This window comes from Phytopseudomonas argentinensis (assembly GCF_900113905.1).
GTDB classification, from domain to species: domain Bacteria; phylum Pseudomonadota; class Gammaproteobacteria; order Pseudomonadales; family Pseudomonadaceae; genus Aquipseudomonas; species Aquipseudomonas argentinensis.
Genome location: NZ_FORC01000001.1, coordinates 1,160,180 through 1,172,207, shown reverse-complemented (window position 1 = coordinate 1,172,207; position 12,028 = coordinate 1,160,180). Strand labels below are relative to the sequence as shown.

Below are 12,028 nucleotides of genomic sequence, written 5' to 3'. Positions count from 1 at the left end.
GCAGCAGGATCAGCCCTGGTAGCGGCTGATGTTGGACAGGTTGCGGTTGGCCTTGGGATTCTTGCGGTACAGCAGTGCCATCTTGCCGATGATCTGCGCCAGTTCGGCCTTGCTGGCCTTGCACAGCTCATCGATAACCGCCAAACGGTCGTCGCGCTCGGTGATGCGCACCTGGATCTTGATCAGTTCATGGTCGTTCAGCGCGCGCTCGAGTTCGGCCAGTACGCCTTCGGTAACACCGTTGTCGGCGACGATCAATACCGGTTTCAGGTGGTGGCCGATAGATTTGAACTGTTTCTTCTGCTCTTGAGTGAGCGGCATAATCTGAACCCTGCGTATTAATCTGGGAAAGCGGGCTATTTTAACCGAGCCGCCCGAGACACGCCCAGTTATTCATTCCGTTCTACCGAGGTGTTGTGTGGCCCGTTCCAAGACCAGCCAGCGTTGGCTGAAAGAGCATTTCGACGACCCGTACGTCAAAATGGCGCAAAAGGACGGCTACCGTTCACGTGCCAGTTACAAGCTTTTGGAGGTGCAGGACAAGGATCGCATCCTGCGTCCCGGCATGACCGTGGTCGACCTTGGCGCCGCGCCGGGCGGCTGGTCCCAGGTCACCAGCCGGGTGATCGGCGACAAGGGACGGCTGATCGCCTCCGACATCCTGGAGATGGACAGTATTCCGGATGTCACCTTCATCCAGGGCGATTTCACCGAGGATGCGGTGTTCGCGCGGATTCTCGAGGCCATCGACAATCATCCCGTCGACCTTGTGATTTCCGATATGGCCCCCAATATGAGTGGGGTGAGGGCCGCCGATCAGCCGCGTGCCATGTATCTGTGCGAGCTGGCTCTGGATCTGGCTGGCCGGGTGTTGAAGCCAGGCGGTGATTTTCTGATCAAGATCTTCCAGGGCGAGGGGTTCGACGAGTACCACAAGGAGGTGCGCAGCCTGTTCGACAAGGTGCAGATGCGCAAACCGCTGTCATCGCGTGGGCGCTCCCGCGAGCAATATCTGCTGGCCCGTGGCTTCAAGGGGGCGAAGGCCGAGTAAAACCAATGGCGTGGTTGTCAGTCCAAGCCAAGACGCGCATCGTAATGGGCAGATGTCTCATAAAGGGTTACAGACGGTGTCAGCCATGAGCGGGCGTTTGTAGTAAGTTAGATCGGTTTATAACTGGTCGTCATGCGAGGCACGCTTCAGCAAGGGGCCTGCTTCAGAGGGTAGCTAATTGAACGACATGGCAAAGAATCTGATCCTGTGGCTGATCATCGCCGCCGTCCTCGTCACGGTGATGAACAACTTCTCCAGCCCGAGTGAGACCAACAAGCTCAACTACTCGCAATTCATCGAGCAGGTTCAGAGCGGTGGGGTCAAGCGCGTCACCGTCGATGGGTACATCATCAGCGGCCTGCGTTCCGATGGCAGCTCCTTCGAGACCGTGCGCCCGGCGATCCAGGATAACGGCCTGATCAAGGATCTGATGGACAACAATGTCGAGATCGTTGGCAAGCAGCCCGAGCAGCAGAGCATCTGGACCCAGTTGCTGGTCGCCAGCTTCCCGATCCTGGTGATCATCGCCGTGTTCATGTTCTTCATGCGCCAGATGCAGGGCGGCGCTGGCGGCAAGGGCGGGCCGATGAGCTTTGGCAAGTCCAAGGCGCGACTGCTCTCCGAAGACCAGGTCAAGACCACTTTCGCCGACGTCGCCGGTTGCGACGAGGCCAAGGAAGAAGTCAGCGAGCTGGTCGAATTCCTGCGTGACCCGGGAAAATTCCAGCGCCTCGGCGGCCGTATTCCTCGCGGCGTGCTGATGGTCGGCTCGCCGGGTACTGGCAAAACCTTGCTGGCCAAGGCGGTTGCCGGCGAAGCCAAGGTGCCGTTCTTCACCATCTCCGGCTCCGACTTCGTCGAGATGTTCGTCGGTGTCGGTGCCTCCCGCGTGCGCGACATGTTCGAGCAGGCCAAGAAGCACGCGCCGTGCATCATCTTCATCGACGAGATCGACGCCGTCGGTCGCCACCGTGGCGCTGGCATGGGCGGCGGTCACGACGAGCGCGAACAGACCCTCAACCAGTTGCTGGTCGAGATGGATGGCTTCGAAATGAACGATGGCATCATCGTCATCGCTGCCACCAACCGTCCGGACGTGCTCGATCAGGCCCTGCTGCGCCCGGGTCGTTTCGACCGTCAGGTGGTCGTAGGCCTGCCGGACATCCGCGGCCGCGAGCAGATTCTCAACGTGCACATGCGCAAGATTCCGATGGGCGAAGACGTCAAGGCCTCGGTGATCGCCCGTGGTACGCCTGGCTTCTCCGGTGCCGATCTGGCCAACCTGGTCAACGAGGCCTCGCTGTTCGCCGCCCGGGCCGGCAAACGCCTGGTGGAAATGAAGGAATTCGAGCTGGCCAAAGACAAGATCATGATGGGCGCCGAGCGCAAGACCATGGTCATGTCCGACAAGGAAAAGCTCAACACCGCCTATCACGAGGCAGGCCACGCCATTGTCGGTCGCCTGGTTCCCGAGCACGACCCGGTGTACAAGGTCACCATCATCCCACGCGGTCGTGCCCTGGGTGTGACCATGTTCCTGCCCGAGGAAGACCGCTACAGCCTCAGCAAGCGCGCCTTGACCAGTCAGATCTGCTCGCTGTACGGCGGCCGTATCGCCGAAGAGATGACCCTGGGCTTCGATGGCGTTACCACTGGTGCGTCCAACGACATCATGCGTGCCAGCCAGATCGCGCGCAACATGGTCACCAAGTGGGGCCTGTCCGAGAAGCTGGGCCCGCTGCTATACGCCGAAGATGACGATCAGCCGTTCTTGCGTGGCGGTGGCGGCACCTCCGGTGCCAGTGTTTCCGGTGAAACGGCCAAGTTGATCGATTCCGAAGTGCGGGCGATCATCGACAACTGCTACAACACGGCCAAGCAGATCCTCACCGACAACCGAGACAAGCTCGATGCCATGGCCGAAGCGCTGATGAAGTTCGAGACTATCGATCTCGATCAGATCAACGACATCATGAGTGGTCGCCCGGCCCGTGAACCGAAGGACTGGACTGGCGGTGGCAATGACGCCGGCACGCCGTCTGCCAAGCCCGACGAGGCGGATCGTCCAGAGAAACCCATCGGCGGGCCTGCTGCCGAGGTATAAAACCGTCACATGTCTCTAGTGCAAACAAACAACCGGCTGCCTTGTGGCAGCCGGTTTCTTGATTTAAGCCATCCGCAAGTGATGGGTATCCTCAACGTTACCCCCGACTCCTTTTCCGACGGTGGCCGTTTCGCAATGCGCGATGCGGCGCTGCGCCATGCCGAGGGCATGGTGCGCGCTGGCGCGACGCTGATCGATATTGGCGGCGAGTCGACTCGGCCGGGCGCCGCACCGGTGTCGGCGCAGCAGGAGCTCGAACGTGTCGCGCCGATGGTCGAGGCCGTGGCCGCTGAGCTGGATGTGATCATTTCCGTGGACACCTCGACGCCTGAGGTCATTCGCCAGTCGGCCAGGTTGGGGGCCGGATTTATCAATGACGTGCGCTCGCTGCAGCGTGAGGGCGCGCTGCAGGCGGCGGCCGAGAGTGGATTGCCGGTATGCCTGATGCATATGCGTGGCGAGCCCACGACCATGCAGCACAGCCCTCAGTACGATGACGTGCTGGATGCCGTGGCGGATTTTCTGCGCGAGCGGTTGGCCGTCTGCGCAGCGGCCGGCATACCGGCGCAGCGTATCGTGCTCGACCCGGGTTTCGGCTTTGCCAAGACCCTGGAGCACAACCTCAGCCTGTTCCGGCGCATGCCGGCCCTGCAGGCTTTCGGTCTGCCGCTACTGGTCGGCGTGTCGCGCAAGAGTATGATTGGCGCCGTGCTGGGCCGCGAAGTGGATGGTCGCCTGTATGGCAGTCTGGCCCTGGCAGCCCTGGCGGTCGCCAAGGGGGCGCATATCCTGCGCGTTCACGATGTGGCGGAAACCGTCGACGTGGTGCGCATGGTCGCCGCGGTCGAGGCGGCGCAGTAAATAAACAAAGGAGTTGTCGTTTTGAGTCGCAAGTATTTTGGCACCGACGGTATTCGTGGGCGTGTCGGACATTATCCGATCACCCCCGATTTCATGCTCAAGCTCGGTTGGGCCGCGGGCATGGCCTTCCGCAAACAGGGCAAGTGCCGCATTCTGATCGGCAAGGACACGCGCATTTCCGGCTATATGTTCGAGTCGGCATTGGAAGCCGGTCTTTCTGCTGCCGGTGCTGACGTCATGCTGCTGGGGCCCATGCCGACGCCGGCGATCGCCTACCTGACGCGCACCTTCCACGCCGAGGCCGGTATCGTCATCAGTGCCTCGCACAATCCGCATCACGACAACGGCATCAAGTTCTTCTCGGGGCAGGGCACCAAGCTACCCGATGACGTCGAACTGATGATCGAAGAGCTGCTCGATGCGCCGATGACCGTGGTCGAGTCCGAGCAGCTTGGCAAGGTCTCGCGGATCAACGACGCGGCCGGTCGCTATATCGAATTCTGCAAGAGCAGCGTGCCGACCAGCACCGACTTCGCCGGGCTGAAGATCGTGCTCGATTGTGCCCACGGTGCGGCCTACAAGGTGGCGCCGGCGGTGTTCCAGGAGCTGGGTGCGGAAGTGTCGGTGCTGTCGGCCCAGCCCAATGGACTGAACATCAACGCCGACTGCGGTTCGACCCATATCGAGAACCTGCAGGCCGAAGTGGTGGCGCGCCATGCCGATCTGGGGATCGCCTTCGACGGCGATGCCGATCGTGTGCTGATGGTCGATCATACCGGTGCGGTGGTCGATGGCGACGAGCTGTTGTTCATCATCGCCAGGGACTTGCAGGCCCGCAGCAAGCTGCAGGGCGGTGTGGTCGGTACGCTGATGAGCAACCTGGGTCTCGAGCTCGCGCTGAAGGAGTTGGACATTCCCTTCGTGCGCGCCAATGTGGGCGACCGCTATGTGATCGCCGAACTGCTCGAGCGTGGCTGGCAACTGGGTGGCGAGAACTCCGGGCACCTGGTGTGCTTCCAGCATGTGACCACTGGTGATGCCATCGTCGCGGCGCTGCAGGTGCTGCTGGCTATTCGCCGTCGTGGCCAGAGCCTGGCGGAGGCTCGCCAGGGCCTGCGCAAATGCCCACAGGTGCTGGTCAACGTGCGTTTCGCCGGCGGCATCGATCCGCTCAAGCATCCGGATGTGCAGGCTGCCAGCGATAGCGTAACCGAGCGCATGGCCGGGCGTGGCCGTGTGCTGCTGCGCAAGTCCGGCACCGAGCCCCTGGTGCGGGTGATGGTCGAGGGCGAGGACGAAACCCAGGTTCGGGCTTATGCCAATGAATTGGCTGAAATTGTCTCGCGCGTCTGTGCTTGATTCGGCTTGCCAGTCCACAAGCGGTTGGGTAACATCTGCGCCCTCTTTGACCAACGAGGTAAAGCATGCGTCGCTCAATGGTTGCTGGTAACTGGAAAATGCACGGTACCCGCGCCAGTGTCGCAGAGCTGATCGATGGTCTGAATCGGCAGGCACTGCCTGCCGGTGTCGAGGTTGCGGTGTTTCCTGTCAGTATTCACCTCGCTCAGGTTGTCGAGGGATTGAAGGGTGTTGCGTTGTCGGTAGGCGCGCAGGACTGTGCAATCGAGGCTGGGCAGGGGGCGCTGACCGGAGAGGTATCGAGCGAGCAGTTGCGCGATGCCGGTTGCAAGCTCGTGCTGGTCGGCCATTCCGAGCGACGCCTGATTCTGGGTGACAGCGAGGAGCAGGTGGTACGCAAGTTCGCCGCGGCTCAGGCAGCTGGGCTGATTCCCGTGTTGTGCGTGGGGGAAACCCTGGAACAGCGCGAGGCGGGCGAAACCCTTGCAGTGGTTGCGCGTCTGCTCGACAGCGTGATCGATGCGTTGGGGGTGGCGGTGCTTTCGGCTGCGGTTGTGGCCTATGAGCCAGTCTGGGCCATTGGTACCGGGCTGACGGCCTCGCCTCAGCAGGCTCAGGACGTACATGCGGCCATTCGTGCACGAGTTGCTGCGAAAGATGCAGAAGTGGCAGGTGGCTTGAGAATTCTTTACGGCGGCAGCGTCAAGGCCGCCAATGCAGCCGAGCTTTTCGGCATGCCTGATATCGATGGGGGGCTTGTGGGTGGAGCCTCTCTGAATGCGGATGAGTTCGGCGCGATCTGTCGCGCTGCGGGAAACTAAGAATATGCTGGAAACAGTCGTTGTAGTTCTTCATCTGCTGGGTGCGATCGGTGTGGTTGTGCTGGTTCTGCTGCAGCAGGGTAAGGGTGCCGATGCAGGTGCTTCGTTTGGTGCGGGTGCTTCGAATACCGTGTTCGGTAGTCAAGGAACCACTACCTTTCTGAGTCGAGTTACTGCTATACTCGCCACCGCTTTTTTCATTACCAGCTTGGGGTTAGCGTATTTTGCTAATCAAAAGTCTGATACACTGGGTCAGGCTGGTTTGCCGGATCCGGCAGTGATGGAAGTGCCGCAGGCCAACAAGCCTGCAGAAGATGTACCGGTGCCTGAGCAGCAACAGCAGGCGCCAGCTTCGAGCGAGCAAGATGTACCTCAGGCTCCCGAAGCGCAGTAAGTGTCAAAATGCCGAGGTGGTGGAATTGGTAGACACGCTACCTTGAGGTGGTAGTGGCCATAGGCTGTAGGGGTTCGAGTCCCCTTCTCGGTACCAATTGAACAGGAGAGCCCGCTGCATGCGGGCTTTTCTGTATCTGGGGGTTGGTTGACCCGCAGGGCGGTTCGGTCGTATAATCCGCTCCCAGTTTTGACGCGGGGTGGAGCAGTCCGGTAGCTCGTCGGGCTCATAACCCGAAGGTCGTTGGTTCAAATCCAGCCCCCGCAACCAGTTGTAGCTGAGCCCCTTCCAAGGGGCTTTTTGCTAGCTGGTCGACAGATTTGCCGCCGCGTTGGCGGTCTTGTAGATGGGCGTTTCGCCCATTTTTTATTTGCACAGCATGCGCGAGGGGTTCAGGTGTCGAGCAAGCTAGAACAGTTGCAGGCCTTGGTGGCCCCGGTAGTCGAAGCGCTTGGCTACGAATGCTGGGGTATCGAGTTCCTGTCTCAGGGGCGGCATTCGCTGCTACGTATTTACATCGATCATGCCGACGGCATTCTCATCGACGATTGCGAGAAGGTCAGCCGGCAGATCAGCGGCGTTCTCGACGTCGAGGATCCCATCAGTGCGGAGTACACCCTCGAGGTGTCGTCGCCTGGTATGGATCGGCCACTGTTTACGTTGGCTCAGTTCGCCAGTCACGTCGGCGAACAGGTGAAAATCAAGTTGCGCTCACCGTTCGAGGGTCGCCGCAACTTTCAGGGTCTGCTCCGCGGTGTGGAGGAAGAGGACGTGGTGGTGCAGGTGGATGACCACGAGTTTCTTTTGCCGATCGATTTGATCGACAAGGCCAACATTATCCCCCGATTTGATTGAGACGCGGATCCTGCGGGATCGGAATGCGTGGATCCCAATGGATTGCGAAAGGCGAGGCGTACGATGAGCAAAGAAGTACTGCTGGTTGTTGAGTCGGTATCCAATGAAAAGGGTGTACCGGCCGCTGTGATTTTCGAGGCGCTGGAGTTGGCGCTGGCCACAGCGACCAAGAAACGTTTTGAAGATGAAGTCGAACTGCGTGTGGCGATCAATCGCCAGAGCGGTAGCTACGAGACCTTCCGTTGCTGGACCGTGGTCGACGAGGAAAACTTCGAAGATCCGGCGCACCAGGTAACGACTGACATGCCACGTGCGGTCGAGGCGAACGCCAAGGTCGGTGATGTGCTCGAAGAAAAGATCGAGTCCATCGAGTTCGGCCGTATCGCCGCGCAGACTGCCAAGCAGGTCATCGTGCAGAAAGTGCGCGAGGCCGAACGTGCTCAGGTCGTCGAAGCCTATCGCGAGCGTCTGGGCGAGATCATTGCCGGTACGGTCAAGAAGGTCACCCGCGACAACGTCATCGTCGACCTGGGCGCCAACGCCGAGGCGCTGCTGGCTCGTGAGGACATCATTCCGCGCGAAACCTTCCGTGTCGGTGTGCGCCTGCGTGCACTGCTCAAGGAAATCCGCACCGAGAACCGCGGTCCCCAGCTGATCCTGTCGCGCACCGCGCCGGAAATGCTGATCGAACTGTTCCGTATCGAAGTGCCGGAAATCGCCGAAGGCCTCATCGAGGTCAAGGCCGCCTCCCGTGACCCGGGCTCGCGTGCCAAGATCGCGGTGCGTTCCAAGGACAAGCGCATCGACCCGCAGGGCGCCTGCATCGGTATGCGCGGTTCGCGTGTACAGGCGGTCTCCGGCGAGCTGGTTGGCGAGCGTGTGGACATCGTGCTGTGGGACGACAACCCGGCGCAGTTCGTCATCAACGCCATGTCGCCGGCTGAAGTCGCGGCGATCATCGTTGACGAAGACGCGCACGCCATGGACATCGCCGTAGGCGAAGACAACCTGGCACAAGCGATTGGCCGTGGCGGTCAGAACGTACGCCTGGCCAGCCAGCTGACCGGCTGGACGCTGAACGTGATGACCGAGGCGGACATCCAGGCCAAGCAGCAGGCAGAGACCGGCGATATCCTGCAAGGCTTCATCGACGAGCTGGAAGTCGACGAAGAGCTGGCCCAGGTGCTGGTCGAAGAAGGCTTTACCAGCCTGGAAGAAATCGCCTACGTGCCGATGGAAGAGATGCTCAGCATCGATGGTTTCGACGAAGAAATCGTCAATGAGCTGCGCTCGCGAGCGAAGGATCGTTTGCTGACCAAAGCCATCGCCACGGAAGAAAAACTGGCAGACGCCCAGCCGGCCGAAGACCTCCTCGAACTCGAGGGTATGGACAAAGGCCTGGCGCAGGAGCTGGCAGTGCGCGGTGTGGTTACCCGCGAAGACCTGGCCGAGCAGTCTATTGACGACCTGCTCGACATCGACGGCATCGACCAAGAGCGTGCCGGCAAGCTGATCATGGCCGCCCGAGCCCACTGGTTCGAGTAAGTTTTACGGCCTGAGGAGAGAAGTGCATGACGCAAGTCACGGTGAAAGAACTGGCCCAAGTGGTCGACACACCGGTAGAGCGCCTGCTGCAGCAGATGCGAGAGGCGGGTTTGCCGCACAGCAGTGCCGAGCAAGTTGTCACCGACAATGAGAAGCAGGCCCTGCTTGCTCATCTGAAAAGCAGCCACGGCGAGAAGAAAGCCGAAGCGCCGCGCAAGATTACCTTGCAGCGCAAGACCACGAGCACCTTGCGCGTGGCTGGCAGCAAAACCATCAGCGTTGAGGTGCGCAAGAAGAAGACCTTCGTCGAGCGCAGCAACGAAGAGATCGAAGCCGAGAAGCAGCGCGCGCTCGAAGAGCAACGCGCCGCGGCGGAAGCCGCTCGCCTGAAGGCCGAGGAAGAGGCTAAGCGCAGGGCCGAAGAAGAAGCCAAGCGTCAGGCGCCTTCGCCTGCCAGCGAAGCCTCTGCGCCCGTTGAAGCGGCTCCCGCGCCGGCCAGCATTGCGGTGGCTGCCCCGGCGGTCGAAGAGCGCAAGAAAGACGAGCCACGTCGTCCGGACAAGGCCCGTAATGATGACGCTGATCGCCGTGGTGGTGACCGCAAGACCACTCAGCATCGCCCGACCGTCAAGGAAAAGGCGCCTGCTCCGCGTGTTGCACCGCGTACCACCGACGAAGAAAGCGATGGCTTCCGTCGTGGTGGGCGTGGCAAGGCCAAGCTCAAGAAGCGCAATGTTCACGGCTTCCAGAGCCCGACCGGGCCTATCGTGCGCGAAGTGAAGATCGGCGAGACCATCACCGTGGGCGATCTCGCCCAGCAGATGTCGGTCAAGGCTGCTGAAATCATCAAGTTCATGTTCAAGCTGGGCACCCCGGCCACCATCAACCAGGTACTGGATCAGGAAACTGCCCAGCTGGTCGCTGAAGAACTGGGCCACAAGGTGACCCTGGTCAGTGACACGGCGCTGGAAGATTCCCTGGCCGAGTCGCTGAAGTTCGAGGGTGAAGAGTTCGCTCGCGCTCCGGTGGTCACCGTCATGGGTCACGTCGACCATGGCAAGACCTCGCTGCTCGACTACATCCGTCGTGCCAAGGTCGCTTCCGGTGAGGCGGGTGGTATCACCCAGCACATCGGTGCCTACCACGTGGAAACCGAGCGCGGCATGGTGACCTTCCTCGATACCCCAGGCCACGCCGCGTTCACCGCGATGCGTGCCCGTGGTGCCAAGGCTACCGATATCGTGATCCTGGTGGTTGCCGCCGACGACGGCGTGATGCCGCAGACCGTCGAAGCCGTCCAGCACGCTGTCGCTGCTGGCGTGCCGCTGGTGGTCGCGGTGAACAAGATCGACAAGCCAGGCGCTGACCTCGATCGCATCCGTAGCGAACTGTCGGTACACGGCGTGACTTCGGAAGAGTGGGGCGGTGATACGCCGTTCGTACCGGTTTCGGCCAAGGTCGGTACCGGTGTCGACGAACTGCTCGAAGCCGTTCTGCTGCAAGCCGAAGTGCTTGAGCTCAAGGCAACCCCATCGGCCCCGGGCCGTGGTGTAGTGGTCGAGTCGCGTCTCGACAAGGGCCGTGGTCCGGTGGCTACCGTGCTGGTTCAGGACGGTACCCTGCGTCAGGGCGATATGGTGCTGGTCGGCTCGAACTATGGCCGCATCCGCGCCATGCTCGACGAGAACGGCAAGCCAATCAAAGAAGCCGGTCCAGCGATCCCGGTCGAGATCCTCGGTCTCGACGGTACGCCGGAAGCCGGTGATGACATGACTGTCGTCGCCGACGAGAAGAAGGCCCGTGAAGTCGCGCTGTTCCGTCAGGGCAAGTTCCGCGAAGTGAAACTGGCACGTGCTCACGCCGGCAAGCTGGAAAACATCTTCGAGAACATGGGCCAGGAAGAGAAGAAGACGCTCAACATCGTCCTCAAATCCGACGTCCGTGGTTCCCTGGAAGCGCTGCAGGGCTCGCTCAGCAGCCTGGGCAACGACGAGGTGCAGGTGCGTGTGGTCGGTGGCGGTGTCGGTGGTATCACCGAATCCGATGCCAACCTGGCGCTGGCGTCCAATGCGGTGCTGTTCGGCTTCAACGTCCGTGCTGACGCGGGTGCGCGCAAGATCGTCGAGGCCGAAGGCCTGGACATGCGCTACTACAACGTCATCTACGACATCATCGAAGACGTCAAGAAGGCGCTCACCGGTATGCTCGGCAGTGACGTTCGCGAGAACATCCTGGGTATCGCCGAAGTGCGTGACGTGTTCCGTTCGCCGAAGTTTGGCGCGGTTGCCGGTTGCATGGTGGTCGAGGGTACGGTTTACCGTAACCGTCCGATCCGCGTACTGCGCGACGACGTGGTGATCTTCGAAGGCGAGTTGGAGTCCCTGCGTCGCTTCAAGGACGATATGGCCGAAGTGCGTAATGGCATGGAGTGCGGTATCGCCGTGAAGAGCTACAACGACGTCAAGGTCGGCGACAAGATCGAAGTGTTCGAGAAAGTCCAGGTGGCTCGCAGCCTGTAATCGCGAGTCGCAACACGCAACGCCCGGCCCCGCTTTTGCGCGGCCGGGCGTTTGCCGCTTTTGAGTCCGGTGCTTTTGCAGGCGTCGAGACGAGTGGAAGGTAGCAACGATGGCCAAAGACTATAGCCGTGCCCAGCGCATCGGCGACCAGATTCAACGCGAGTTGGCGCAGCTGATTCGCACCGAAGTCAAAGACCCGCGCCTCGGTGGCCTGGTGACCGTCACCGCGGTGGATGTCAGCCGTGACGCCAGTCATGCCAAGGTGTTCGTCACCGTCATGGGCGCCGAGCCGCAAGAGGGCGTCGACCCCATCGTGCAGAGCCTCAAGGTGCTCAACGATGCCAGCGGCTTCCTGCGCATGCAGTTGGGCAAGGCGATGAAGCTGCGCAGCGTGCCCAATCTGCGCTTCCATTACGACGAGAGCATCGTCCGCGGTGCCCAGTTGTCGGCATTGATCGAGCGCGCGGTAACCGAGGACAGCAAGCACGTCGACAGCGATACCGAGGCCAAGGAGTAAGC

At 61.1% G+C, this 12,028-nt stretch carries 11 protein-coding genes and 2 tRNA genes; 12 read left to right on the top strand and 1 reads right to left on the bottom strand.

Annotated features, from left to right (window positions below; translation table 11 throughout):
* Positions 1–9: 9 nt before the first annotated feature.
* A complete protein-coding gene (gene yhbY / locus BM154_RS05325; RefSeq protein WP_074881319.1) occupies positions 10–321 on the bottom strand; it encodes a ribosome assembly RNA-binding protein YhbY in 312 nt (103 codons plus the stop codon).
* Between the two features lie 97 nt (positions 322–418).
* Between yhbY and rlmE the strand changes: the two genes are divergently transcribed.
* The 12 genes from rlmE to rbfA all read left to right on the top strand — a co-directional run bounded on the left by rlmE (position 419) and on the right by rbfA (position 12,026).
* Positions 419–1,051: a 23S rRNA (uridine(2552)-2'-O)-methyltransferase RlmE gene (rlmE, locus tag BM154_RS05320; RefSeq protein ID WP_074881318.1), complete on the top strand. Its 633-nt coding sequence runs from the start codon at positions 419–421 to the stop codon at positions 1,049–1,051.
* A gap of 178 nt (positions 1,052–1,229) precedes the next feature.
* The gene (gene ftsH, locus BM154_RS05315; RefSeq protein ID WP_074881317.1) at positions 1,230–3,155 is read left to right on the top strand and encodes an ATP-dependent zinc metalloprotease FtsH; all 1,926 of its coding nucleotides are present in this window, start codon (positions 1,230–1,232) and stop codon (positions 3,153–3,155) included.
* A 9-nt stretch (positions 3,156–3,164) separates the two neighbouring features.
* Positions 3,165–4,016 (top strand): dihydropteroate synthase, encoded by an 852-nt coding sequence (gene folP, locus BM154_RS05310; RefSeq protein ID WP_074881316.1) that lies wholly within the window; start codon positions 3,165–3,167, stop codon positions 4,014–4,016.
* Between the two features lie 21 nt (positions 4,017–4,037).
* Complete coding sequence (glmM, locus tag BM154_RS05305) at positions 4,038–5,375, top strand: phosphoglucosamine mutase (protein ID WP_074881315.1); 1,338 nt, start codon at positions 4,038–4,040, stop codon at positions 5,373–5,375.
* 65 nt (positions 5,376–5,440) lie between these two features.
* Entirely contained in the window at positions 5,441–6,196 is a 756-nt protein-coding gene (tpiA, locus tag BM154_RS05300) for a triose-phosphate isomerase (protein ID WP_074881314.1), read from the top strand.
* A gap of 4 nt (positions 6,197–6,200) precedes the next feature.
* On the top strand, positions 6,201–6,590 hold the full coding sequence (gene secG, locus BM154_RS05295; RefSeq protein ID WP_074881313.1) for a preprotein translocase subunit SecG: 390 nt from the start codon (positions 6,201–6,203) through the stop codon (positions 6,588–6,590).
* A 10-nt stretch (positions 6,591–6,600) separates the two neighbouring features.
* Positions 6,601–6,686: transfer RNA gene (locus tag BM154_RS05290), tRNA-Leu, on the top strand.
* 97 nt (positions 6,687–6,783) lie between these two features.
* Positions 6,784–6,860, top strand: a tRNA-Met gene (locus BM154_RS05285).
* A 126-nt stretch (positions 6,861–6,986) separates the two neighbouring features.
* Positions 6,987–7,445 carry a ribosome maturation factor RimP gene (gene rimP, locus BM154_RS05280; RefSeq protein ID WP_074881312.1) on the top strand — a complete coding sequence of 153 codons (459 nt, stop codon included), beginning with the start codon at positions 6,987–6,989 and terminating at the stop codon, positions 7,443–7,445.
* Between the two features lie 63 nt (positions 7,446–7,508).
* On the top strand, positions 7,509–8,990 hold the full coding sequence (gene nusA, locus BM154_RS05275; protein WP_074881311.1) for a transcription termination factor NusA: 1,482 nt from the start codon (positions 7,509–7,511) through the stop codon (positions 8,988–8,990).
* Between the two features lie 26 nt (positions 8,991–9,016).
* Entirely contained in the window at positions 9,017–11,509 is a 2,493-nt protein-coding gene (gene infB / locus BM154_RS05270; RefSeq protein ID WP_074881310.1) for a translation initiation factor IF-2, read from the top strand.
* 109 nt (positions 11,510–11,618) lie between these two features.
* The gene (gene rbfA, locus BM154_RS05265) at positions 11,619–12,026 is read left to right on the top strand and encodes a 30S ribosome-binding factor RbfA (protein WP_074881309.1); all 408 of its coding nucleotides are present in this window, start codon (positions 11,619–11,621) and stop codon (positions 12,024–12,026) included.
* Positions 12,027–12,028: the final 2 nt, after the last annotated feature.